The 23,719-nt window shown below is 73.1% G+C and carries 18 protein-coding genes; 11 read left to right on the forward strand and 7 right to left on the reverse strand.

Annotated features, from left to right (window positions below):
* The first annotated feature begins 1 nt into the window (after nucleotide 1).
* The gene (locus tag OIU81_RS04670) at nucleotides 2–787 is read left to right on the forward strand and encodes an amino acid ABC transporter permease (RefSeq protein ID WP_249636210.1); all 786 of its coding nucleotides are present in this window, start codon (nucleotides 2–4) and stop codon (nucleotides 785–787) included.
* On the forward strand, nucleotides 784–1,623 hold the full coding sequence (locus OIU81_RS04675; RefSeq protein ID WP_443073928.1) for an amino acid ABC transporter ATP-binding protein: 840 nt from the start codon (nucleotides 784–786) through the stop codon (nucleotides 1,621–1,623). The genes OIU81_RS04670 and OIU81_RS04675 overlap by 4 nt, the downstream gene beginning before the upstream one ends.
* 73 nt (nucleotides 1,624–1,696) lie before the next feature.
* On the opposite strand, the gene OIU81_RS04680 is transcribed toward OIU81_RS04675, so the two are convergent.
* Nucleotides 1,697–2,572, reverse strand: coding sequence for a hypothetical protein (locus tag OIU81_RS04680; RefSeq protein WP_329144111.1), 876 nt, complete (start codon nucleotides 2,570–2,572; stop codon nucleotides 1,697–1,699).
* 135 nt (nucleotides 2,573–2,707) lie between these two features.
* On the opposite strand from OIU81_RS04680, the gene OIU81_RS04685 reads away from it, so the two are divergent.
* The gene (locus OIU81_RS04685; protein ID WP_329144113.1) at nucleotides 2,708–3,673 is read left to right on the forward strand and encodes an acetylxylan esterase; all 966 of its coding nucleotides are present in this window, start codon (nucleotides 2,708–2,710) and stop codon (nucleotides 3,671–3,673) included.
* 55 nt (nucleotides 3,674–3,728) lie between these two features.
* Here the strand turns inward: OIU81_RS04685 and xylA are convergent, their stop codons facing one another.
* Nucleotides 3,729–4,892 (reverse strand): xylose isomerase, encoded by a 1,164-nt coding sequence (gene xylA, locus OIU81_RS04690; RefSeq protein ID WP_329144115.1) that lies wholly within the window; start codon nucleotides 4,890–4,892, stop codon nucleotides 3,729–3,731.
* Between the two features lie 235 nt (nucleotides 4,893–5,127).
* Between xylA and xylB the strand changes: the two genes are divergently transcribed.
* The 6 genes from xylB to OIU81_RS04720 all read left to right on the forward strand — a co-directional run bounded on the left by xylB (nucleotide 5,128) and on the right by OIU81_RS04720 (nucleotide 13,291).
* Nucleotides 5,128–6,558 (forward strand): xylulokinase, encoded by a 1,431-nt coding sequence (xylB, locus tag OIU81_RS04695; RefSeq protein WP_329144117.1) that lies wholly within the window; start codon nucleotides 5,128–5,130, stop codon nucleotides 6,556–6,558.
* A gap of 29 nt (nucleotides 6,559–6,587) precedes the next feature.
* Nucleotides 6,588–7,898 carry an ROK family transcriptional regulator gene (locus tag OIU81_RS04700; RefSeq protein WP_329144119.1) on the forward strand — a complete coding sequence of 437 codons (1,311 nt, stop codon included), beginning with the start codon at nucleotides 6,588–6,590 and terminating at the stop codon, nucleotides 7,896–7,898.
* Between the two features lie 167 nt (nucleotides 7,899–8,065).
* Complete coding sequence (locus tag OIU81_RS04705) at nucleotides 8,066–9,475, forward strand: family 2B encapsulin nanocompartment shell protein (RefSeq protein ID WP_329144121.1); 1,410 nt, start codon at nucleotides 8,066–8,068, stop codon at nucleotides 9,473–9,475.
* Between the two features lie 105 nt (nucleotides 9,476–9,580).
* Complete coding sequence (locus OIU81_RS04710) at nucleotides 9,581–10,996, forward strand: family 2B encapsulin nanocompartment shell protein (protein WP_329144123.1); 1,416 nt, start codon at nucleotides 9,581–9,583, stop codon at nucleotides 10,994–10,996.
* A gap of 242 nt (nucleotides 10,997–11,238) precedes the next feature.
* Complete coding sequence (locus OIU81_RS04715; protein ID WP_329144125.1) at nucleotides 11,239–11,883, forward strand: N-acetylmuramoyl-L-alanine amidase; 645 nt, start codon at nucleotides 11,239–11,241, stop codon at nucleotides 11,881–11,883.
* A 169-nt stretch (nucleotides 11,884–12,052) separates the two neighbouring features.
* Nucleotides 12,053–13,291, forward strand: a complete 1,239-nt coding sequence (locus OIU81_RS04720) for a phosphodiester glycosidase family protein (protein ID WP_329154891.1) — start codon at nucleotides 12,053–12,055, stop codon at nucleotides 13,289–13,291.
* Between the two features lie 96 nt (nucleotides 13,292–13,387).
* Here OIU81_RS04720 and OIU81_RS04725 read toward each other — a convergent pair whose 3' ends face one another.
* Entirely contained in the window at nucleotides 13,388–13,582 is a 195-nt protein-coding gene (locus OIU81_RS04725; RefSeq protein ID WP_329144127.1) for a hypothetical protein, read from the reverse strand.
* Nucleotides 13,583–14,024: 442 nt separating this feature from the next.
* On the opposite strand from OIU81_RS04725, the gene OIU81_RS04730 reads away from it, so the two are divergent.
* The gene (locus tag OIU81_RS04730; protein ID WP_329144130.1) at nucleotides 14,025–14,879 is read left to right on the forward strand and encodes an Ig-like domain-containing protein; all 855 of its coding nucleotides are present in this window, start codon (nucleotides 14,025–14,027) and stop codon (nucleotides 14,877–14,879) included.
* Nucleotides 14,880–14,947: 68 nt separating this feature from the next.
* Nucleotides 14,948–18,265 carry a bifunctional lysylphosphatidylglycerol synthetase/lysine--tRNA ligase LysX gene (gene lysX / locus OIU81_RS04735; protein ID WP_329144132.1) on the forward strand — a complete coding sequence of 1,106 codons (3,318 nt, stop codon included), beginning with the start codon at nucleotides 14,948–14,950 and terminating at the stop codon, nucleotides 18,263–18,265.
* A 151-nt stretch (nucleotides 18,266–18,416) separates the two neighbouring features.
* Here lysX and OIU81_RS04740 read toward each other — a convergent pair whose 3' ends face one another.
* Genes OIU81_RS04740 through OIU81_RS04755 form a run of 4 tightly spaced genes read right to left on the reverse strand, consistent with a single transcriptional unit; the run spans nucleotide 18,417 to nucleotide 23,718 of the window.
* Entirely contained in the window at nucleotides 18,417–19,568 is a 1,152-nt protein-coding gene (locus tag OIU81_RS04740; RefSeq protein WP_329144134.1) for an alkaline phosphatase family protein, read from the reverse strand.
* Nucleotides 19,569–19,607: 39 nt separating this feature from the next.
* The gene (locus tag OIU81_RS04745; RefSeq protein WP_329144136.1) at nucleotides 19,608–20,567 is read right to left on the reverse strand and encodes a galactokinase; all 960 of its coding nucleotides are present in this window, start codon (nucleotides 20,565–20,567) and stop codon (nucleotides 19,608–19,610) included.
* Nucleotides 20,564–22,444 (reverse strand): class I SAM-dependent methyltransferase, encoded by a 1,881-nt coding sequence (locus OIU81_RS04750; protein WP_329144139.1) that lies wholly within the window; start codon nucleotides 22,442–22,444, stop codon nucleotides 20,564–20,566. The genes OIU81_RS04745 and OIU81_RS04750 overlap by 4 nt, the downstream gene beginning before the upstream one ends.
* Nucleotides 22,445–22,449: 5 nt before the next feature.
* Nucleotides 22,450–23,718 carry a glycosyltransferase gene (locus tag OIU81_RS04755; RefSeq protein ID WP_329154893.1) on the reverse strand — a complete coding sequence of 423 codons (1,269 nt, stop codon included), beginning with the start codon at nucleotides 23,716–23,718 and terminating at the stop codon, nucleotides 22,450–22,452.
* Nucleotide 23,719: the final 1 nt, after the last annotated feature.

Genomic DNA, 23,719 nt, shown 5'->3' on the forward strand with positions numbered 1-23,719 from the left:
CATGTCTGTGTCCAAACGACAGCGCGCCCGGATCATCCGCGGTGTGCAGTACGGCGTCCTGGTCGTCGCCGTGGTGGTCTTCGCGCTGGTCGCCGACTGGCACCAGCTGCGGATGGCGTTCTTCGATGTCGGCGTCGTCAAGGCGCTCTTCCCCGAGATCATCACCACGGCGCTCGTCAATACCGTCCTCTACACCCTGCTCGGCTTCGGCTTCGGACTCGCGCTGGGGCTGGTGCTCGCGCTGATGCGGCTGTCCTCCGTGCCGCCCTACCGCTGGATCGCCGTCACCTATATCGAATTCTTCCGCGGGATCCCCTGTCTGCTGGTGTTCATCGCGCTCGGCTTCGGTGTGCCGCTGGCCTTCGAGGTCGCCCTCGACATGAACGTCACGGTGATGCTGTCGCTCGGGCTGGTGGGCGCGGCATACATGGCCGAGACCATCCGGGCCGGAATTCAGGCGGTCCCCAAGGGCCAGACGGAGGCGGCACGTTCGCTGGGAATGTCGCACGGGCGGGCGATGGTCTCCATCGTCATTCCGCAGGCGTTCCGCATCGTGCTGCCGCCGCTGACCAATGAACTGATCCTGCTGACCAAGGATTCCTCGCTGGTGTATCTGCTGGGGTTGTCCCTGTCCCAGTTCGAACTGGCCAACTTCGGCCGGGACGCGCTCAATGAGCACAAGAGCCTGACCCCGATCCTGATCGCCGGGCTGCTCTATCTCGTGATCACCCTCCCGCTCGGCCAGCTGGTCCGGCGCCTGGAGGCCCGTACGGCGAAGGCCAGGTGAGTGACGTGACGGCGGAGACGACGGCACCGGGCGCGGCGGCGGCGAACGCCATCGAGGTGCAGGGGCTGCGCAAGGCGTTCGGTGCGCTGGAGGTGTTGCGCGGGATCGACTTCTCGGTGGCGCGCGGGGAGGTGGTGTGTGTCATCGGGCCCTCGGGGTCGGGAAAGTCGACCCTGCTGCGCTGTGTGAATCTGCTGGAGGAGCCGAGCGCGGGCCGGGTGACGGTGGCCGGGACCGAGGTCACCGACCCGGACGTGGACATCGACAGGGTCCGGCGGCGGATCGGGATGGTCTTCCAAGCCTTCAATCTCTTTCCGCATCTGAGCGCGCTGGAGAATCTGACGATCGCGCAGCGGCGGGTGCTCGGCCGCGACCGCGCCGAGGCGGAGCGGATCGCCCGCGCCAACCTCGAACGGGTGGGGCTCAGCGACAAGGAGGCGGCCTATCCGGCGCAGTTGTCGGGCGGGCAGCAGCAGCGGGTGGCCATCGCCCGGGCGCTGTCCATGGAACCGGAGCTGATGCTGTTCGACGAGCCGACCTCGGCACTCGACCCGGAGCTGGTCGGGGATGTGCTGGCGGTGATGCGCGGGCTGGCGCAGGAGGGCATGACGATGCTCGTCGTCACCCATGAGATGAGCTTCGCCCGGGAGGTCGCCGACCGGGTGGTGTTCATGGACGGCGGGGTGATCGTCGAGGAAGGCACCCCGGAACAGGTGGTGGGCGCCCCGCAGCACGAGCGGACCCGGACCTTTCTGGCGCGGGTGCTCGACCCGGCCGCCGCGGAGGTCGGGGAGGTCGCGGACGGCGGCGCGGCGGGCAGGCGCATCGACCGCTGACCGGCAGCCCCCGCCCGGCACCCGCACGGCTGCTGGGCGGGGGCGGCCGGCGGCGGTGCGCCCGCCCGTTCGTTCAGGTCAGCGGCTTGGTGAGCTTCTTGGTGCCGGTGCGGTCGGCCATCAGGCTGCAGCTGACGGACTTGATGCCGAGCTTGTACCCGCTGAGGCTGGGGTACTGGATGTAGGTGCCCCGGGTGGTCCCCGCGGGCTGCCGGGCCGCCTTGCGCTCCAGCTCGCCACTGCACAGCGACGAGGCCCTGCCCTTGATGGCGGATTCGGTCGTCAGACCGACGTCCAGGCGGTGTGTGGTGACGACCTCGGCGTCATGCGGGCCGTTGCAGGAGGCCGCGTCGTTGTTGCCGCCGCCGCCCGCCGGGAGGTCGTAGCAGTCGCCGACCTTCAGCAGGTAGAAGGGGAGCTTGCCGTTGGACGGCGTCGGCATGCCGCTCGCGAAGTCGCTGTCGGTGGGCGTGCCGGTGGGGTCGGGCCCGTAGGTGGGCGTCGTGGTGGGGCCGGCCTCGTCGGTGGGCGTCGCGGACGCGTCCCCGGAGGGTGTGGCAGGAGTGCGCGAAGCGGACGGCTGGGCACGGTGGGTGCCGCTGTCACCGGTGTTCACCACGACGAGGGTGATGACGACGGCCAGGACGACCGCGCCGCCGGCGAGGATCGCCGCGATGATCTTGCCGTTGCCGCCGCCACCGCCGGGCGGGCCGGGCGGCTGCTGCCAGCCGCCGGGGCCCTGGGGGCCGGCCGGGCCGCCGGGTCCGTAGCCGCCCGCGGGCGGGCCGAAACCGGCTGGGGGCTGGTTGCCGCCCGGGGGCGAGCCGTAGCCACCGGGACCGTAGCCGCCCTGGGCAGGGCCGCCCGGCCCGTAGCCGCCGGCCGGCGGGCCGAAGCCGCCGGGTGGGTCATGAGGCGGCTGGTTCGGCGGCGGCGGAGGAAAACTCATGAGGGAAATGATCGCTTCTTTACTCGGTTGTGAGGGGCCCGGTGACCAACCTGGAACATTGCGCGTCTGAAATGTCCGCTCCCTGGGCACCGTTGGCGACAGGCAGCCAGCCACCCTACGGCGCGGAGGTTTCCCGTGTTCATCGACCTGCCCCTGGACGAGCTCCACGCCTACCGCCCGCCGGTGCCCGAACCCCCCGGCTTCGACGCGTTCTGGCAGCGCACCCTCGACGCGGCCCGCACCCATGACCTCGCTGCCCGCTTCACCGAGGTCGATACCGGGCTCGCCCTCCTCAGCTGCCATGACGCCGAGTTCGCCGGCTTCGGCGGGCACCGTATCCGCGGCTGGTTCCTGCGGCCGCGCGCGGCCGCCGGGCCGCTGCCGTGCGTCGTGCAGTACCTCGGCTACGGCGGCGGCCGGCTGCTGCCGCACGACTGGCTGCTGTGGCCGTCCGCCGGGTACGCCACGCTGGTCATGGACACCCGCGGCCAGAGCGGGCCCAACCGCCCCGGGGACACCCCCGATCCGGTCGGCTCAGGCAATCCGGGCGTCCCCGGCAAACTCACCCAGGGCCTGCTCGACCCCGACGACTACTACTACCGGCGGTTGTACACCGACGCCGTACGGGCCGTGGAGGCGGCGCGCGGCCATGACGCGGTGGACGCCGAGCGCGTCGTGGTCGCCGGCCACAGCCAGGGCGGCGCGCTCGCCCTGGCCATGACCGGACTGGTCCCCGGGCTGGCGGGGGCGCTGATCGATGTGCCCTTCCTGACGCACATCCGGCGGGCGCTCGAGGTCACGGACGCGGGCCCGTACGGCGAACTGTCCCGCTACTTCGCCGGCGCCCGCGGCCATATCGACACCGCCCTGCACACCCTGGACCACTTCGACGGCCTGAACTTCGCCGTCCGCGCGACCGCCCCGGCCCTGTTCGGCACGGCGCTGCGCGATGCGGTGGTGCCGCCGTCCACCGGCTTCGCCGCGTACCACCACTACGCGGGCGAGAAGGAGCTGGAGGTGTGGCGGTTCAATGCCCATGAGAGCGGCGGCGGCGAACAGCGGGCGGCGGAGCTGGCGTTCGTGCGGCGGGTGCTCGGGTGAGGGTGGCGCCTCTGCCGGCCGTCGAAGACCGGCCCCGGGCGTCGCGCCGAACCCCTCAGACCGCCCCCATCAGATGCTCCAGCGCCAGCTGATCCAGATGCTCGAAGGCCATCCCCCGGGCGGCGGCGGCCTCGGCGTCGAAGGACTCGTACGCGGTGGGGTCGGCCAGCAGCCCGGCGAGGCCGTCGTCGGCGGTGGGGCGGCCCAGCTGGTCCAGCCGCGCGGCGTGCAGGGCGTCCTGGACGGCCGGGTCGGTACGGAAGGCCGCCGCGCGCTCCCGCAGGAGGAGGTAGTTGCGCATACAGCCGGCCGCCGAGGTCCAGACACCGTCGAGGTCCTCGGTGCGCGGCGGTTTGAAGTCGAAGTGCCGCGGGCCGTCGTAGCCGGCCGTCTCCAGCAGGTCGACCAGCCAGAACGCGGAGCGCAGGTCGCCGGCGCCGAACCGCAGGTCCTGGTCGTACTTGATCCCGCTCTGGCCGTTGAGGTCGATGTGGAAGAGCTTGTCCGCCCAGAGCGCCTGGGCGATGCCGTGCGGGAAGTTCAGCCCGGCCATCTGCTCGTGCCCGACCTCGGGGTTGACGCCGTAGAGCTCGGGGCGCTCCAGCTGTTCGATGAAGGCGAGGGCGTGGCCCACGGTGGGCAGCAGGATGTCGCCGCGCGGCTCGTTGGGCTTGGGCTCGATGGCGAACCGCAGGTCGTAGCCCTGCTCGACGACGTACTGGCCGAGCAGGTCGAAGGCCTCCTTCATCCGGTCCAGCGCCGCCCGGACGTCCTTGGCCGCGCCGGACTCCGCGCCCTCCCGGCCGCCCCATGCCACATAGATGTGCGCGCCCAGCCCGGCGGCGAGGTCGATGTTGCGGAGTGTCTTGCGCAGCGCGTAGCGGCGGACATCACGGTCGTTGGCGGTGAAGGCGCCGTCCTTGAAGACGGGGTGGGTGAAGAGGTTGGTGGTGGCCATCGGGACGACCAGGCCGGTGGCGTCCAGGGCCTGCCGGAAGCGGGCCACGGCCGCTTCGCGTGCGGTGTCCCCTGCGCCGGGCGGGATCAGATCGTCGTCGTGGAAGGTGACGCCGTACGCGCCGAGGTCGGCGAGGCGGTGGACCGATTCGACGGGGTCCAGGGCGCGGCGGGTGGCCTCCCCGAAGGGGTCGCGGCCCTGCCAGCCGATGGTCCACAGGCCGAAGCTGAATTTGTCCGCGGGGACGGGCTGACGGCTCATGCCGGCACCTCGCTCCGCGCGGCCCCGCATGCGCGCGGCGGGCACCCTCCGGTGGCCCCCCACCGGCCCCGGGCCGGGCGGATCCCCACACTGTGTTCCCTCATGCGCGACTCCCTCGGTTATTTCGTCAACGCGCTTTACAAATTCCGCCGCGGCCAAACTAATATGCGGCAGCACACCGGGGAACCCCCTGGACCGAGACCGAGGCACACGGGCCGCCAAGGGAGAGTGCACGATGGGCGCACAGTCAGCGGGACCGCTCGTCGTCGGGGTGGACAGCTCGACCCAGTCCACCAAGACGCTGGTCGTGGACGCCGACACCGGTGTGGTGCTCGCCCGGGGCCAGGCCCCGCACACGGTCAGCGGCGGCGAGGGCAAGGAGAGCGACCCCGGTCAGTGGTGGCGGGCGCTGGGCGAGGCGCTGGCGCAGTGCGGCGAGGCGGCGCGGCAGGCCTCGGCGCTGTCGGTGGGCGGTCAGCAGCACGGGCTGGTCACGCTGGACGCGGCCGGGGCGCCGGTGCGCCCCGCGCTGCTGTGGAACGACGTCCGGCCGGCGCCCCAGAGCGAGCGGCTGATCGCGGAGCTGGGCGGGGCGCGGGCCTGGGCGGAGCGGGTGGGGAGCGTGCCGGGGCCGGCCTTCACGGTGGCCAAGTGGGCCTGGCTGCGGGAGAACGAGCCGGCCGCGGCCGACGCCACCGCCGCGGTGCGGCTGCCGCACGACTATCTCGTGGAGCGGCTGACCGGTGAGGCCGTCACCGACCGCGGCGACGCCTCCGGCACCGGCTGGTGGGCCTCGCACACCGAGTCCTACGACCAGCGGATCCTGGACCATGTCGGGCTGTCCGCCGAGGCGTTGCCACGAGTGGCGCGGCCGGGCGAGGCGGCCGGCACCGTGCACGCCGAGGATCTGCCACTGCCCCGCGGCGCGTTGGTGGCGGCCGGCACCGGCGACAACATGGCGGCCGCGCTCGGGCTGGGCCTGCGTCCCGGGCAGCCGGTGCTGAGCCTGGGGACGTCGGGGACGGTCTACGCCCTCGCCACCCGCCGGCCCACCGATCCGACCGGGACCGTGGCGGGGTTCGCCGACGCCCGCGGGGACTGGCTGCCGCTGGCCTGCACCCTGAACTGCACGCTCGCCGTGGACCGGGTGGCGGCGCTGCTGGGGCGCGACCGGGAGGCCGTGGAGGAGGGCGGCGAGGTGGTGATGCTGCCGTTCCTGGACGGCGAGCGGACCCCCAATCTGCCCGGCGCCTCGGGGCTGGTGCACGGGCTGCGCCATGACACCACGCCCGGCCGGCTGCTCCAGGCCGCCTACGACGGCGCGGTGTTCGCGCTGCTGCAGGCGCTGGACCGGGTGCTGGAGGCGGACGCCGCGCCCGATGCCCCGCTGCTGCTGATCGGCGGCGGGGCGCGGGGGCGGGCGTGGCGGGAGACGGTGCGCCGGCTCTCCGGCCGCCCGGTGGTGGTGCCCGAGGCGCAGGAGCTGGTGGCGCTCGGCGCGGCGGCGCAGGCGGCCGGACTGCTGCTGGGCGAGGATCCGGCGGCGGTGGCCCGTCGCTGGGGCACGGCGCGCGGCGCGGAGTACGAGGCGCGGCCGAGGGACGGCGCCGCCTGGGACCGGCTGACGGCGACGCTCGCCGACGGCGCGGCGCTGCTGCGACGCTGACCGCCCTTCCCCACCCCCCGTCCGGCGGAATGTGCGCGCCCGCCCGGCACCCCGAGGAGACCTCTGTGACCGCGTCCGGCGGCGACACCCAGCACGGCATCCGGCGCCGCAATCTGGCCCGGGTGCTGCGGACCGTGGCCGCGCGGGGGCCGCTGTCGCGGCCGGCGGTCGCGGCGCGGATCGGGCTGACCCGGGCGGGGGTGGCGCCGCTCGTCGAGGAGTTGCTGCGGGCCGGGCTGCTGGTCGAGACGGGGCGGGCGGCGACCGGCGGCCGGGGCCGGCCGGGCGGCGAACTGGCCGTCAGTGACCGTGGCCCGGCCGGGATCGGGGCGGAGATAGGCGTCGATCATCTGGCGGTGTGCGCGGTCGATCTGCGCGGGCGGGTGCGCGCGCGGGTGGCGGCCGACGCGGCGAACCGGCACAGCGCACCGGGGCCGGTGCTGCGGCGGCTGTCCGCGCTGCTGGCGGAGGTGACGGCCGGCCTCGCGACCGAGGGGCTGCGGCCGGCCGGGCTGACCGTCGCCGTGCCCGGCCTGGTGGCGCGGGGGTCGACGACGGTGGTGCACGCCCCCAATCTCGGCTGGCGGGCGGCCGATCTGGCACCGGGCCTCGCCGGGGCGACGGTCCCGGGGCGCGAGGCCGTCCTCCCGCTCACCGTCGAGAACGAGGCCAATCTCGGCGCGCTGGCCGAGCTGTGGCTGGGGGGAAGCGGGGGCCGGCCGGTCCCGCCGCCGGACTTCGTGCATGTCTCGGCCGAGACCGGTATCGGGGCCGCGGTCGTGGTGGACGGCCAACTGCTGCGGGGGGCACGGGGGTTCGCGGGCGAGCTGGGGCATGTGCCGGTGTATCCGGACGGGCCGTTGTGCGACTGCGGCGGCCGGGGCTGTCTGGAGCAGTACGCGGGGGAACGGGCCGTGCTGCGCGCGGGCGGGCTCGCGCCGGAGGGAGCGGCGGCCGTGCCCGCGGGGCCGGGTGCCCGCATCGGCTTGCTGGCGCGGCGGGCCGCCGACGGGGACGCGGCCACGGTCCGTGCGCTTCAGGAGGCGGGGACGGCGCTCGGGATCGCGCTCGCCGGGGCGGTGAATCTGCTCGACCCGCAGGCGGTGGTGCTCGGGGGCGCGCTGGCCGGGCTGGCGCCATGGTTCCTGCCGTCCCTGGAACGGGAGTTGACGCGGCGCACGGCTGTCGCGGCGGCGGACGGGCGGGGTGGCGGGCCGCTGGTGACGGTGTCCGGGCTGGGAGCGGACGGGCCGCTGCTCGGGGCGGCGCACGCCGCACTGCAGACCGTCCTGGACGACCCCCTCCATTCCCACACCCCGGCACACTCTCCCCGCAATTGAGCCCGCTAAACCTTTCCAGGGCGCGGGAATTCCATGCCACCCCATCGGGCGATTGTGCCGATAAAATCCGCACGGCTACCTTCGGTTCGGCGGGTTGCCGCGGAACTGCCCTGAACTGGGGTTTCGGGGCGGCCTGTTGGGCACCCTCCGAAGAGACAGGTGGCAGGATGACGATTGCCGGCGAATCGCTGCACGACCACGCGGAAGAATCCCAGAATTCCAGTCTGAGTACCACCGCAGCGCGGAATTTGGCGACGACCACCAAGACCGCACCACAGATGCAGGGCATCACGTCCCGCTGGCTGCTGCGGCTGCTGCCCTGGGTGCAGGTGTCCGGCGGTACGTACCGCGTGAACCGCCGACTGGCGTACACGCTCGGCGACGGGCGCATCGATTTCGACATCTCCGGCAGCGATGTGTCGATCATCCCCGAGGAGCTGCGCGAGCTGCCGGCGCTGCGGGACTTCACCGATGCCGGAGCACTGGCCGCGCTGGGCGAGCGGTTCACCCAGCAGGAATACGCGCCCGGTGAACTCATCGCCGAGGCGGGTGCGCCGGGCGATCGCCTGGTGCTGATCGCGCACGGCCGGGTGGACCGGATCGGTACCGGCAAATACGGCGAGGACACCGTCCTCGAGGCGCTGGCCGGCGGTGACCACCTCGGCGACGAGCCGCTCACCGCCCCGGACGGGATCTGGCGGTTCAGCTATCGCGCGGTGACCCGGGTGACCGTCATGGCACTGTCCCGCCTGGCCGCGCAGGAGGTCATGGACCGCTCCCCCGGTCTGCGCGAGCATCTGGCGACGGCCCGGCAGGACGGGGCGCAGCCCACCAACGCCAGTGGGGAGTCGGCGGTTTCGCTCGCCTCCGGGCACCACGGCGAGCCGTCCCTCCCCGGTACGTTCGTCGATTACGACCTGGCGCCGCGGGAGTACGAACTGAGCGTGGCGCAGACGGTGCTGCGCACCCACAGCCGGGTCGGCGACCTCTACAGCGACCCGATGAACCAGGTCGAGGAGCAGCTGAAGCTGACGGTCCAGGCACTGCGGGAGCGCCAGGAACACGAGATGATCAACAACCGGGAGTTCGGGCTGCTGCACAACGTGGCGCTCCAGCAGCGCATCCACACCCGCAGCGGCCCGCCCACCCCCGACGACCTCGACGACCTGCTCGCGACGGTCTGGAAGGACCCGGGCTTTCTGCTCGCCCATCCGCAGACGATCGCCGCGATCGGCCGGGAGTGCTCGGCCCGCGGCCTGTATCCGACAGCGGTCGATTTCATGGGGCATTCGCTGCCGTCGTGGCGCGGCGTGCCGATTTTCCCGTGCAACAAGATTCCGGTGACCAAGGAGCGGACCAGCTCCATTCTGCTGATGCGCACCGGCGAGGAGAAGCAGGGGGTGGTCGGCCTGCACCAGACCGGAATTCCCGATGAATACGAGCCGAGCCTTTCGGTGCGCTATATGGGCCTCGACGACCGGGCCGTTCTCAAATATCTCGTCAGCGCCTACTACTCGGCGGCCGTTCTCGTACCCGACGCGCTGGGCGTGCTCGACGACGTCCAGATCGGCCACTGAACGATCCGCGGAAGAACACCGCGCGCCCGGGGAGCGGCCCCGTGTGCCCGCCCCGGCGCGCGCACCCTACGCACCGCAGCGAACTGGAACAGGTGAGCTTTCTTCATGACCACATCGGTGGATCCGACGTCCGGCCCCGAGCCGTCCGCACCCGAGCAGAGCCGGTCCAGCCTGGACACCGCGGCCGCCCGCAAGCTGGCGACCACGACCAAGACCGTGCCGCAGATGCAGGGGATCTCCTCCCGCTGGCTGCTGCGGATCCTGCCCTGGACACAGGTCTCCGGCGGCACGTACCGCGTCAACCGGCGGCTGACCCACACCCTCGGTGACGGCCGGGTGGAGTTCGTCTCGACCGGTTCCGACGTCCGGGTCATCCCGGCGGAGCTGCGCGAACTGGCCCCGCTGCGCGGCTACACCGACGCGGCGACGCTGGAGGCACTGGCCGACCGGTTCGTCCAGCGGGAGTTCGCACCGGGCGATGTGCTGGCCCGGCAGGGTGGACAGGCCGACCGGGTCATCCTGATCGCGCACGGCAAGCTCGACCGCACCGGCACCGGCAAGTACGGCGACGAGTCGGTGCTGGGAGTGCTGGCCGACGGCGACGCCCTCGGGGCGGCGGCGCTGCTGTCGCCGGACGCGCAGTGGGAGCACTCCGTGCGCGCGGTGACCCGGGTGACCGCGCTGACCCTGTACCGCAGCGACCTCGAGGAGGTGCTGGGCCGGTCGGAGTCGCTGCGCTCCCATCTGGAGGACTTCCGCGAGGCGCTGGTGCCCGCGCAGAACAAGCACGGCGAGTCGGCCATCGAGCTGGCCGCGGGCCATGTCGGCGAGCCGGCCCTGCCCGGCACCTTCGCCGACTACGACATGACGCCGCGGGAGTACGAACTCAGCGTGGCGCAGACCGTGTTGAAGGTGCATTCCCGGGTCGCCGATCTCTACAACGACCCGATGAACCAGCTGGACCAGCAGCTGCGGCTGACCGTCGAGGCGCTGCGGGAGCGCCAGGAACACGAGATGGTCAACAACCGGGACTTCGGGCTGCTGCACAACGCCGACCTCAAGCAGCGCCTGCACACCCACAGCGGCCCGCCCACCCCCGACGACCTCGACGAGCTGATCTCCCGGCGCCGCAAGACCCAGTTCCTGCTGGCCCATCCGCGCACCATCGCGGCCATCGGGCGGGAGTGGAACGCCCGGGGCATCTACCCCACGACCGCGGAGATCGAGGGCACCGCGGTCCGTGCCTGGCGGGGCATTCCGCTGCTGCCCTGCAACAAGATCCCCATCACCCCGGAGGGGACCAGCTCGGTCCTGGCGATGCGGGTCGGCGAGGAGAACCAGGGGGTGGTCGGGCTGCATCAGACGGGCATTCCGGATGAGTACCGGCCCGGTCTGTCGGTCCGCTTCATGGGCATCAATGACCAGGCCGTCATCAACTATCTGGTCAGTGCCTACTACTCCGCGGCGGTGCTGGTGCCGGACGCGCTGGGCATCCTGGAGGACGTAGAGATCGGACACTGACCGCCGGGGAGCCGGGGCTCCGGGTGCCGCGCCCGCCACCGCCCGTCAGGGCCGGGGTGCGGCACCCGGGTGACGTCCGATCAGGTATCTCCTGGACTTCTGACCTGCGCCGTTCTGCCTTTGGTCGAGCCATTGGCAGAACGGCCATTCCCTTGGCAGGGCGAGCTCTGTTGCGCATCATGAACGCACCGGCTGTGCGTGACATGTACGCGACCACCCCTCGGTCCCTGTCAGGAGTTCACATGGAGTCCGACCCCCGTCGCCCGGCCCGCAGACGCCTGCTCACCGGTGCGGCCGCGCTCACCGCGTCCGCCGCACTCACCCCCCTCGCCACGGCCGCCTCCGGTGCCGCTGCCGCCGCACGCCGCCACACACCGTTCGGCGGCAGCTATCCCCCCAGGCAGTGGGTCCCGGCCAGCCCGTCCAACTTCACCGCCGCCGACCGTCCGACGCAGTATCCCGTCGAGATGGTCGTGATCCATGTGACGCAGGAGACCTACGCCCACACCCTCAAGCTCTTCGCGAACCCCGCACACAAGGCGGCCGCGCACTATGTCCTGCGGTCCGCCGACGGCCATCTCGCCCAGTGCGTCAGCGAGCGGAACGTCGCCTGGCACGCCGGGAACTGGGACTACAACACCCGCAGCATCGGCATCGAGCACGAGGGCTGGATCGACGACCCCGCGTGGTTCACCGACGTGCTCTACACCCGGTCCGCCCAGCTCACCGCCGCCATCTGTGACCGCTACTCGATCCCCAAGGACCGCGAGCACATCATCGGCCATGTGGAGGTCCCCGGCTCCGACCACACGGACCCCGGCCAGTTCTGGGACTGGGCACGCTATCTCCAGCTGGTGAACGGCCTCTCCTGGCGAACCGCTCTCTGACCTGCCCTTTGACCGTCCTGCGACCCGGCGCGGCCACCCCGCCCGGCGACACGGCGGCCGTTCCCGGGGTGTACGGATTCATGACATCTCCGGGCCATAGTGAACATCTTCGGCACCTGGGACAGTTGACGTGACGTCAGGGGGGCTCGTGAAGCAGCGATTCGTTCGGGTGCGCGCGATGCTGACCGTGCTGGTGACATGGGGTGCGCTGACCGGCGGCGGGATGGCGGGCGGCGCCCCGGCCACCGCCTTGGACACCGGCCTCAGCCGCTCCGGTGCCGCGCCGGTGGCGCCCGGTGTCTCCTATTCCGAATTCCGGCTGACGGTGCCCCGCGGCCTGGTGCACGGGCATCTGCTGACCGTCGATCTGACCGATCCGCGGGTCGGGGTGGATCTGCTGTACCCGGGGGCGGTCGGCGCCCGCTCTCCGGTGTCCCAACTGGCCGCGGACCGTGGCGCGGTGGGCGCGGTCAACGGCGACTTCTTCAACATCAGCGAGGGTCAGCACCCCGGCGTGGAGGCCACCGGCGCCTCCGTCGGCCCGGCCGTGGCCTCGGGGCGGCAACTGAAGGGCGCGGTGCCCGACGGACAGCGCTTCGGACCGGTCATGCCGCCCGGCGCCACCACCGAGGACGTCATCGGCGTCGGCTACGACCGCCGGGCCCGGCTGGACCGGCTCACCCTGCACGGCGCGGTGCTGACCCCCGCGGGGGCGCTGCCGTTGCGCGGGCTGAACCAGTACGCCCTGCCCGTCGACGGGATCGGCGCCTACACCGCACGCTGGGGCCCGGCCTCGCGGCTGCGCGCCACCTGCGGGACGGACACCGACCGGGCGGCGCCGTGCAGCGCGGACACCACGGAGGTGACAGTCCGCCACGGCCGGGTGACGGCGCTCGGCGAGGTGCCGGGCGCCGGCGGGGTGGCCGTGGGGAGCGTGGTGCTGGTGGGCAGGGAAGAAGGCGCCCGGCAGCTGCGCAAGCTGCACGTCGGTGAGCGGGTGAGCGTCAGCCACCATCTGACGGGCCGGGGGCCGGGCCCGCTGCGGTGCGCGGTGGGCGGCTTCCCGATCGTGCGCGACGGGGTACCGGTGGCCGGGCTGGACTCCGGCGCGGTGGCGGTGCGCACCTCCGCGGGGACCGGAGCCGGTGGCCGGGTGCTGTATCTGCTGGCGCTGGACGGGGCACCGGGCCAGACCGGCCTGACGGTCAGTGAGCTGGCCGACCTGATGGAGCAGTTGGGGGCACGGGACGCGGTGGATCTGGACGGGGGCGGGTCCTCCACGCTGGTCACCGGCGACGCCTACGGGGAGACGGTGCGCAACCATCCGTCGGGCGGGGCGGAGCGGCCGGTCGCCAACGCGATCGGGGTCTTCTCCGGGCAGCGGCCGGGTGAGCGGGTACGCGGCTGAGCACCCGTGTGCCGCCGCCCCCGCGGTCCCGCCCTCACCCCTGGGGACGGCCGTGGGACCGCGGGGGCGGGTAGCGGACTTCGGCGGACCGCCACGTCACGGACGCACGCTGCTCAGCACGTCGGCGGCGCCGGACAGGCCCTGGTGGATGTCGGGGGCGAGACTGCTGTTCGCCAGGTAGAAACCGAGCAGCCCACACACCAGGGCGTGCGAGAACTTGAGCTTGCCGCTGCGCAGGAAGATCACGGTCAGGACCACCAGCAACAGCACGACCGAGATGGAAATTGCCACGGGACGCACCCTCCTCGACCGCCGCCCGAACGGGCGGCAATGGGTGGCTAGTTTGGCGTATTTCGGAGTATGTCCGGTTCTCGGGCGGGTGCTCCGATCGGGTGATCACTGCGGGTCACCGGCCGCGAGTGAGAAGCGGGCCTCCGGCGAGGACGGACGGCAGCGGGGGCCGCTCCAGGACGGGAAGCGCGACCACCCTCCCTTCCCCCGCGACCGACCCGCCCTCCCGAGGTCCACGTCACCCACCGCCACACGGTCATGAGGGACATATGGCCCATATCACCCCAAGTACCCAATGACGGTGGTGCGTTCAGGCCACCCGTCGCACCGCGCCAGCCAATGTGGCGCATATCACATCACTCCCTGCAACGAACGGTGTCGCCCGTTCGTCTTAGCGGCCGACATTGCGCCCCTCTCCCCTCCTCGCAGACGGAAAGCCCGTATGAGCCAGACCCCCTCCCCCCGCCGTCGGCCGGCCCGGTCACTGCGCGTCCCGCTGTGCGCGCTCCCGGTGATCGCCATGGGCACGCTCACCGCATGCGGTGGGCTCGCCTCGTCGGCCCCCGAGGGCGAGCCGGTGAAGGTCGCGCTGGGGGCGGCGAGCGGGACGAGAACCGTGCAGGCCGGCGACCGGATCACGGTGACCGCACAGGGCGGGGTGCTCACCGAGGTGACCGTCACCGACCCCGGCGGCCACAAGCTGCCCGGCGGGCTCGGGGGCGACAAGACCGTGTGGACGGCCCGGACGAAAACCGCACCGGGCACCAAATACTCCGTCGTCGCCCGGACCAGGAATCCGCAGGGCGACGTCGCCGCGACCAAGGAGTCGCTGACCACCGCGAAGCCGGCGCGGGTCGGGATGCAGGCGTCCGGCCCCGGCCGGCCGGACGGCGTGGCCGGCACCGACCTGCCCCTGGCGGTCACCTTCGGCTTCCCGGTGACCCACCGGGAAGAGGTGCAGCGCCGGCTGAACATCCTCACCGACCGCCGCACGACCGGATCATGGACCTGGACCAAGGACCACGGCGGCCAGGACCGGGCGGACTGGTCGCCCGCGCGGCGCGGGCAGTCCGGCGCCGCGGTCGCCCTGTGGGCGGAGCTCGACGCGGACGACTCCGGCGGCGGCGTCACCCAGGACTATGACCTGAACTTCACGATCGGCCGGAGTTGCACCGACTCGGCGGCGGGCCGGGAGTGTGGCAAGGTCCAGGTGGGTGACCCCCTCGAGGTCGCCGCGTCCTCCGTACGAGGGAAAGACGACAGGACCACGAGGATCGGAGACTGGCATGCCGGCTGATCCCCACGACGGACGAACAGCGCCCTCGCGCCGAGCAGCTGACCCTTTTCAGAGCCTAATGTGACGGAATGAGCACCGTGCAGGACCAGGATCAACTTACGGGGTGGCGGCGCTTCCGGCGCCGGGTCCCCAATGGCTTCGCCATCATCTTCACCATGCTGGGGCTCTTCTGCGCCCTGACCGCGGTGATCGGGCCGCTGCGGCGCGGACTCCATCCGGTGATCTACTGGCTGGACACGCTCACCGTCCCGGTGCCGCCGAACCTCGCCTATGCGGTGCTCCTCTTCCTGTTGGCCGCGGCGCTGACCGCACGCAAACGGGTGGCGCTGCGGTGCCTGGTGGCCTACATGGTGCTGGTCGCCCTGGCGGACGCGCTGTTCCTGGCCATGGGCTACTGGGAGTTCGCCTTCTCCCTGGTGCTGTGCGTCGGCGTGCTGGTGCTCCTGCTCCTCTCGCACCGTGAGTTCTATGCGATCACCCGGCGCGGTGCGTTCCTGCGGGCCATCGGCGTGCTGATCGCCGGGGCGGTCGTCGCGGTGCTGATCGGCTGGGGGCTGGTGACGCTGACGCCGGGCACCCTGGAGGCCGGCGGCGGCAACCGGCTGCTGTGGGCGGCCAACCGCGTCTGCTTCGGGCTGGTCGGCGGCCGGCTGATCGAGGGCCATCCGCCGCACTGGACCACCTTCATGCTCGGTCTGCTCGGTGCGTTGGCGCTGCTGAACGCCGCGGCCACGCTGTTCCGTTCGCAGCGGATGGAAGCCGCGCTGCACGGCGACGAGGAGGACCGGATCCGGGCGCTCCTGGAGCGCTACGGCAGCCAGGACTCCCTCGGCTACTTCGCCTCCCGCCGCGACAAGGCCGTGGTCTTCTCCCCCAGCGGCAAGGCCGCCGTCACCTACCGCGTCGAGGCCGGTGTCTGTCTGGCCAGTGGTGACCCGGTCGGTGACCGCGAGGCCTGGACGCAGGCCATCGAGGCCTGGCTGGAGGTCGCCGGGCGCTACGGCTGGCAGCCGGCCGTCATGGGCGCCAGCGAGAGCGGCGCCAAGGCGTTCGCGCGCTGCGGCCTGGGTGCGCTGCAGCTCGGCGACGAGGCGATCCTGCACGTCAAGGACTTCGACCTGGACGGCCGGGAGATGCGGGTCACCCGCCAGGCCGTCAACCGCGTCGAGCGGACCGGCGCGACCTTCCGCCTGCGGCGCCACTCGGCGCTGACCGACGAGGAGATGCAGGAAGTCATCCACCGGGCGGATGCCTGGCGGGACACCGAGACCGAACGCGGCTTCTCGATGGCGCTGGACCGGCTGGGCGACCCGGAGGACGGGGACTGCCTGCTGGCCGAGGCGTTCGACGGCGACGGCAACATGATCGCTCTGCTGTCCTTCGTGCCGTGGGGCAAGGACGGCATCTCGCTGGACGTCATGCGCCGTGACCGCACCGCGCCCAACGGCGTCATGGAGTTCATGGTGGCCCGGCTGTGCACACAGGCCGGGACGATGGGCGTACGCCGGGTCTCGCTGAACTTCGCGGTGTTCCGGTCCGCCTTCGAGGAGGGCGCCCGGATCGGTGCCGGGCCGGTGCTGAAGTTCTGGCGCAAGCTGCTGCTGTTCTTCTCCAAGTGGTGGCAGCTGGAGGCCCTGTACCGCTCCAACGCGAAGTACAACCCGGAGTGGTACCCGCGGTTCCTGTGCTACGCGGACGCCGGCGCGCTGGCCCGTATCGGTCTGGCCTCCGGTATCGCCGAGGGTTTCGTCGCCGTGCCGAGCCTGGGCAAGCTGTGGGGCAAGGGTCACAAGAAGCGGCTGCTGGCCCCCGCGAGCACCGCGGGGCTGCCGTCGCTGGACGAACTCGGCCTGGTCCAGACGGGTCCGGCCACCGAGGAGGAGCTGCACGAGCGGGAGCTCGCCGCGCTGCCCGAGCAGGTGCGGGTGCGCCACCGGAAGCTGGAGCGGCTGCGGGAGGCCGGCACCGACCCGTATCCGGTGGGCGTGCAGCGGACGCACACCCTGGACGAGGTCCGCAGCGAATGCCCCGAGCTCAAGGCCGGGGCGCGGACCGGCAAGACCGTCACCGTCGCCGGCCGGGTGCTGCTCACCCGCGACCACGGCGGGGTGCTCTTCGCGGTGCTGCGCGACTGGTCGGGCGATCTGCAGATCGCGCTGACCCGCGACGGCAGCGGCGCCGGACCGCTGGACCGCTTCGGCGCGGACATCGACCTCGGTGACCATGTCGAGGTGGAGGGCGAGATCGGCGCCAGTGACCGCGGTGAGCTGACGGTGTTCGTCAGCACGTGGCGGCTGACCGCCAAGTGTCTGCGGCCGCTGCCGGACAAGCGGCGCGGCCTGTCCGACCCGGAGGCCAAGGTCCGCCAGCGGTATGTGGACCTGGTCGTCTCGACGGACGCACGGGACAATCTGCGGGCCCGCAGCACTGCCGTGCAGGCGCTGCGCCAGGGGCTGATCGACCGGGGCTACCTCGAGGTCGAGACGCCGATGCTGCAGCAGATCCACGGTGGCGCCAACGCCCGCCCCTTCCAGACCCACATCAACGCCTACGACCTCGATCTGTATCTGCGGATCGCGCCGGAGCTGTATCTCAAGCGGCTGTGCGTGGGCGGTATGGAGAAGGTCTTCGAGATGGGGCGGATCTTCCGCAACGAGGGCATCTCCTACAAGCACAACCCCGAGTTCACGATGCTGGAGGCCTACCAGGCGTTCGCCGACTACGACGTGATGCTCGACCTGACCCGGGAGCTGATCCAGAGCGCGGCCGTCGCCGCGTTCGGCAGCGCCACCGCCCGCAAGGCGGACGAGCGCGGCCGGCTGGTCGAGCACGACATCTCGGGGATCTGGCCGGTCAAGACCGTCTACGGGGCGATCTCGGAGGCGCTGGGCGAGGAGGTCGACGCCGACACGAACCCGGAGGCGCTGCGCCGGCTGTGCGCGACGTCGGGCGTGCCGGTCAAGCCGGAGAGCGGCCGGGGCGACATCGTGCTGGAGATGTACGAGCGCCTGGTCGAGGAGAAGACCACGCTCCCCACCTTCTACAAGGACTTCCCGACCGATGTGTCCCCGCTGACCCGTCAGCACCGGCGGGACCCGCGGCTCGCCGAGCGCTGGGACCTGGTCGCGTTCGGCACCGAACTGGGCACCGCCTACTCGGAGTTGACCGACCCGGTGGAGCAGCGCCGGCGGCTCACCGCACAGTCACTGCTGGCGGCCGGCGGTGACCCGGAGGCCATGGAGGTGGACGAGGACTTCCTCCAGGCGCTGGAGTACGCGATGCCGCCGACCGGTGGTCTGGGCATCGGCGTGGACCGGCTGGTCATGTTCCTCACCGGTCTGTCGATCCGCGAGACGCTGCCGTTCCCGCTGGTGCGGCGCCGCTGAGCGCATCCCGCCTGCCGGCATCCGGCCCGGGCCCGCCACCCCTGCGGTGGCGGGCCCGGGCCTTTCGTGGATGCCGGGGTCTTCGCGTGCTCCCGGGGGTTCTTGTGGCTCCGGTGGCTTCTCCGGTTCCGGGGGCTTCTCTCGGCGTCGGTCAGAACCAGTTGACGGTGAGCGGGAAGGTGGCGGTGGCGGTGGCGCCCCGGGCGTCGGTGACGGTCGCCGTGACCGGGAAACTGCCGGTCTGCCAGGGGCGGCCGCCGATCCGGCCGCCGCCCGCGTCGGCGGACAGGCCCAGCGGCAGACCGGTGGCACGGTAGGTGAGCGGGGGCGTGCCGCCGCTGGCGGTGAGTGTGACGGTGCATTCCTGGGCGAAGCGGCAGGTCTGCGGGCCGGGGGTGGCCAGTGCGAGGCCGCCGCCGGGCGGTTCGGTGCCTCCGGTGTCGAAGACGCCGGTGACCGGGGTGGCGGTGGCCGCGTTGCCCGCGTGCCCGGTGCCGTACATGTCCTCGAAGGTCCGCAGCAGGCTGTAGTGGTTGTAGTCGCCGCTGAGGCTGCCCCGGGTGAGGTGGGCGCCGTGGAAGACGGTCGCGATCCGGTTGGAGCCCAGGTAGTTGTCCTCGTCCCAGGTCACCATCAGCAGACTGTTGTGGTCCTCGGCCCACCGGGCGTAGCCGGCGAGGTTGTTCTTCAGCCAGCTGTCACCGCTGCCGACCGCGCAGTCGTGCATGTCGTTGCACATGTCCGGGATGACGAACGACAGGGTCGGCAGCGCGGCGAAGTCGTCCCGGGGGAACTGGGCGAAGGTCTTGCCGGTGTCCAGCGGCACGTTCCGGAAGGCGAACCAGGGGCTGTGCCGTTGTGCGTAACGGCCGTCGGAGCAGGTGGTGGAGCCCTGGGCGGGCAGGCCCTCGTTGTAGCTCGCGAAGGTCTTGCCGGCCGCGATCAGCTCCTGGGCGAGGTTGGGCGCGGTCATCGACCGGGCGGTGTAGCAGCCGTCGCCGGTGATGCCCTGGGTGGCGCCGGAGAAGAGGTTGAAGTAGTTCGGCTGGCTGGGGTGGGTCAGCGCCTTCATGCCGGTCAGGTCGGCGCCGCTCTGGGCGAGTTCGTTGAGATAGGGCGCGTCGTGGTTGCCGATGATCTCGCCGTACTGCTTGTTCTCGAAGACGACGACCACGACATGGTCGTAGGAGGGCAGCGCAGACCGGCCGGTGTGGGCGTCGGCCGTGGTGGCGACGGCGATCAGACCGAGCGCACCGAGCACGGCCGCGAGCGCCCGGCGCCGGCGGCTCACTGTTCGTCTCATCAGCTCTCACTCCTCCTGGGGGAAGCGGGCAGGTGGGGGTCAGTCCTCGCGACGGGCGGCGGCCGTGACACAGATCCGCAGCAGACGCGGTACGGGCAGGTCACAGCGGCGGAAGGCGTCGATGACGGCGGTGCGGACGGCGGTGCGCCGCTCCGGGGGCATCAGCAGCAGGACGCTGCGGCCCGGACGGGTGCCCGGCCAGGAGGCGGACCGGGCACCGGCTTTGAGGGCTTCGCGCACCGCGGTGGCCAGGCCGGTGGCCACCGCGGCGACGCCGGTGTCCGCCGTACCGCTGCCGGTGGCAGTGGCGGTACGGGCCGTCAGGAGCAGCACACAGGGAGCGGGGCCGTCGTCGGGGGCGTGCAGCGGCCGGTGGGCGCTGCCGTCGGCTGCCAGGAGGTGACCGGTGCGGCCGAAGAGCACCGCACGGCGCAGTCCGTGGTCGCCCGGTACGGCGGCGCCGAGGAGGTCCGCCAGGTGGGCGCGGGACAGCGGGCGGGCGCCCCGGGCGGCGTGGACGTCCGCGAGGGCCAGTGCGACCGCGCACTCCAGCGGTTCGGCGACGGGTAGCCCGACGGCGTCGGGCAGGGTGGCGTTCACGTGCAGATCGGCGCCGCCGCGGCCGAACCCGGCGGCGGCGAGCGCCCGCAGCACGGCGTAGGGGCGGGCCGCCCAGCCGGGGGCGCGGGCGGCCGGTCCGGTCAGGGGGAGTTCGGCGGACTCGGCCGGGTGGTTGAGCGAGCCGCAGCGGAGCAGACCGTCGGCGCGCGGGGAGACGGCCGCGGCGACATACCAGTTGGCCGCCGCGACCCAGTCGGTCCGCGGGGCCGCCGTGGGCACGGGCGGGCCGGGATCGACGGCGGAGGCCGCGAGCCGGAAGGCGTACGGGGCCCGCCACACCGCGCCGGGCGGGCGCCCGTATGTCGTCGCGAAACCGTGGGCGAGCAGCCGCAGCAGCGGGTCCGCCGTCGCGCGCCGGGCCAGGTCCACCGTCCTCACCCCAGTGCTTTGCGGGCCAGCAGCCGGTAGGCGTTGCCGCCGTCGGTGGCCCGGGCCGCCACGGTGCCCAGGGCGTCCAGGGCGAAGGCCGCGGCGTAGCAGGGCACCGCCATGGCCTGGACGGTGCTGCGGGCGGCGCGGCGGGCCGGGGTGTCGGGGACGGTGGCCCAGGGGGCACGCGGGTCGGGGGCGAGCCGGTTCGCGAAGAGGGCGACGGCCGCGAGGAAGTCGCCGTTGCCCTGGTGCGCCGCGCCGTGCTGCTCGGCGAGGACGGTGAAGCCGCGTGCGGCCAGGGCCTGTGTGACGTTGCCGGCGGGCATGAGGTGCTGGTGCTGGGGCTGGAACCAGGGCAGCCAGTAGGGGCCGAGCAGCCGGCCCGTACGGGACTCGGGGTCGGGGAGCTCGATCAGCAGATGGCCGCCGGGGGCCAGGACCTTGACGGCCGCGTCGAGTTCGGCGAAGGGGTCCCGGGTGTGTTCGAGGTAGTGGTGCATGCTCACCGTGTCGTAGCGGCCGGCGAGCCGGTCGGCCAGGTCGGGGAACTGGCCCTGGTAGGCGGTGGTGATCCAGCCCCGGCGGGCGGCCTCGTGGACCCCCTCGCCCATGTCCAGGCCGTCGAAGCGGGTGTCGGGCCATACGGCGCGTGCCGCGTTGCAGAAATGTCCCGCGGCGGTGCCGACGTCGAGCCAGGCCCTGGGGGTGGTGAAGGGCCGCAGCAGTTCGGCGCGGTCGCGGTAGGTGCCGCTCATCCGGCCCAGGACCAGGGCGGCGCCCTCGCCGCCGAGCCCTTCGTAGAAGTCGCGGTAGTAGAAGTCCAGTCCGTCCGGGGTGAGGCGGGGGTTCTGGAAGACATGGCCGCAGCGGCGGCACTCCTCCAGGGTGAAACGGCCGGGCTTGCCCTGGAGCAGGTCGGGCATGCGGACCCGCACGGTGAGGTCCGGCGCGGAGCACCAGGGGCAGTCGGTGCGGCGGGATTCGAGGAACCGCTCGGTGCCGGCGGCGAGTTCACCGGTGTAAGCCGCCCGGCGCGCCGCCCGGTCGGCGGGTTCGGGCGGATCGGCGGGGGGTGTCGCCAGGGTCCGCAGGGCGGTGGTCAGGGAGCGCAGCGGACGTGCCGCGGTGGCGCGGGCCAGGCCGGCGGGGCGCGGCCCGATACCCGGGGCCAGTACGGCGACGGGCTGCAGCCAGTACAGGGCGGCCGCGGCCGTGCCCCAACGCGGCGCCGAGACGCAGCACTTCACCAGCAGGGCGAGCCCGGCGAGCTGGGCGGCGGACAGCAGCCCCGGCGGCAGGCCGCGGGCGCGCAGCTCCTCGGCGTGCTCCCCGGGGCCGGGGGGCGGCGCCGTCAGGCCGGGGGCGAGGGCCCAGCCGGTGGCGTCCGGAGCGTACTCCTTGAGGGTGCGGACGAGGCGAAGCAGATCGGCCGGCGAGCGCGGTGGCTCCCCGGCGCCGAGCCCGGCCCGTCCGAGGACCTCGTCGGTCACCAGCAGCGCACGGCCCGCGCCGTGGCCCGGAGCGCAGCGGTCGGTGCGGTGGGCCGCGGGGTCGAGCAGCCGGAGCAGCCCGAGCGTGCTCTCGGCGTCCAGTCGTGCCGGGACGAGGTCCAGGACCTGGAGTCCTTCGCGTACGGCGTGGGCGACCGCGGCGCGCAGGGTCGCCGCGTCGGCCGTGACACCGGGCGCGGTGAGCAGCCGCCAGCCCAGCGGCGGCACGGTGTCGTGCGAGGCGTCGTACAGCCCGGTGTCCTGGGGGGCGGGGTCGAGCACGGGCAGCGCGGCGAGGCGGCGGCGGGCGCGTACGGTGCCCGCGCCCAGGGCCGTGAAGGCGGCGGCCGCCGCCCATCGCGTGCGTCGTCCCGAACGGTGCGCTCGCGTCATCTGGCTCACGGTCCCTTCACGGTCACGGTGCGGGCGGTGCCGGGAACGGGCAGGTGCGGGCGCTGCCCGTGCGGCAGTTTCTCCAGGCGGTCGGCCGCGGCGGCGGCGCCGCCCGCCTCGGCGAAGGAGGCCTGAATGCGGCGGGCCGCGCGGCGGTGGGCCGGATCGTCCAGGACGGCGGCCAGGGCCCGGTGCAGTTCGTCGGCGCGGGCCCGGCCGAAGCGCACCCGTACGCCCACGCCGGCCTCGGCCACCTGGCGGGCGACGATCGGCTGATCGTCGCGGACCGGCGCCACCACCAGCGGCAGCCCGTACGCGAGGGCCTCGCACACGGTGTTGTGGCCGCCGTGACACAGCACCGCGTCCAGGTGCGGCAGCAGTTGCAGCTGGGGGACGTACTCCTGGTGCACCATGTGGTGCGGGACGGTCCCGACGAGGTCGCCGGGGGCGGCGAGGATCAGCTGCGCCCGGTCGGCGAGGGCCTCCGCGGCGCGCAGCACCGCGGGGTAGAAGCGGGCGCCCGCCTCGCGGTTGAGGGTGCCCAGGGAGACCAGCACCCGCGGCCGGGCGGGATCCAGCCGGTGCCAGGGGAAGCCGCGGGCCGTCGGGCGGGCGCCGAAGGCGGGTCCGACGAAGGCGTAGTGGGGCGGATATCCGCCCGCGTCCCCGGTGCCCGGGCCGGCGGGCGGCGCGGCGTTGTCCGGCCCGGCGGCGCCGATGAGGGCGGGGGTGGAGAAGACCAGGACGAGGTGAGGCGAGAACCGCGGGTCCCAGCCGGCGGGGGCGCCGCAGTCGGCGAGCAGTGCCGCGATGCTCTGCGCCACCCACTCCCCCACCTTCGGGACCCCGGCGAACGGCCGGGTGAACTCCGCCGACGTGGTCGCCGAGGTCACCCAGGGAAGACCGTGCCGGCGCGCCACCACGGCCCCGGCGAGGGCCTGTTGGTCGGCCACCAGCACATCGGGCCGGAACGCGGCGACGGCGCTGTGCACCCCGGGCAGCATGGCCCGGGCCAGCGGGATGAGGACCTCCGCCCACAGGAACCGCAGCGCGGCGACACCCCGCAGATCGCGCCAGCGCGCGTGCAGGACGTCATGGCCCTCGGCCGCGCTCCGGTCCCCCGCCGCGTACAGCAGGGCGCCCGCCGGGAGCAGGGGCTCCACGGCGGCGGCGGGTCCGGTCCAGGCGACCTGGTGGCCGCGGGCGGTGAGTTCGGCGGCGACGGCGACGGTGGGGTTGACGTGCCCGGCCAGCGGCGGGACCGCGAAGAGCACT

It is taken from the genome of Streptomyces sp. NBC_01454, from assembly GCF_036227565.1.
In the GTDB taxonomy this organism is placed as follows: domain Bacteria; phylum Actinomycetota; class Actinomycetes; order Streptomycetales; family Streptomycetaceae; genus Streptomyces.

What these genes read in the sequence shown, in the direction of transcription:
- OIU81_RS04670 (WP_249636210.1), top strand. Translation starts at nt 2, where the DNA reads ATGTCTGTGTCCAAACGACAGCGCGCCCGGATCATCCGCGGTGTGCAG.
- OIU81_RS04680 (WP_329144111.1), bottom strand. Translation starts at nt 2,572, where the DNA reads ATGAGTTTTCCTCCGCCGCCGCCGAACCAGCCGCCTCATGACCCACCC.
- xylA (WP_329144115.1), bottom strand. Translation starts at nt 4,892, where the DNA reads ATGAGCCGTCAGCCCGTCCCCGCGGACAAATTCAGCTTCGGCCTGTGG.
- xylB (WP_329144117.1), top strand. Translation starts at nt 5,128, where the DNA reads ATGGGCGCACAGTCAGCGGGACCGCTCGTCGTCGGGGTGGACAGCTCG.
- OIU81_RS04700 (WP_329144119.1), top strand. Translation starts at nt 6,588, where the DNA reads ATGTGCGCGCCCGCCCGGCACCCCGAGGAGACCTCTGTGACCGCGTCC.
- OIU81_RS04705 (WP_329144121.1), top strand. Translation starts at nt 8,066, where the DNA reads ATGACGATTGCCGGCGAATCGCTGCACGACCACGCGGAAGAATCCCAG.
- OIU81_RS04710 (WP_329144123.1), top strand. Translation starts at nt 9,581, where the DNA reads ATGACCACATCGGTGGATCCGACGTCCGGCCCCGAGCCGTCCGCACCC.
- OIU81_RS04715 (WP_329144125.1), top strand. Translation starts at nt 11,239, where the DNA reads ATGGAGTCCGACCCCCGTCGCCCGGCCCGCAGACGCCTGCTCACCGGT.
- OIU81_RS04730 (WP_329144130.1), top strand. Translation starts at nt 14,025, where the DNA reads ATGAGCCAGACCCCCTCCCCCCGCCGTCGGCCGGCCCGGTCACTGCGC.
- lysX (WP_329144132.1), top strand. Translation starts at nt 14,948, where the DNA reads ATGAGCACCGTGCAGGACCAGGATCAACTTACGGGGTGGCGGCGCTTC.
- OIU81_RS04740 (WP_329144134.1), bottom strand. Translation starts at nt 19,568, where the DNA reads ATGAGACGAACAGTGAGCCGCCGGCGCCGGGCGCTCGCGGCCGTGCTC.
- OIU81_RS04750 (WP_329144139.1), bottom strand. Translation starts at nt 22,444, where the DNA reads ATGACGCGAGCGCACCGTTCGGGACGACGCACGCGATGGGCGGCGGCC.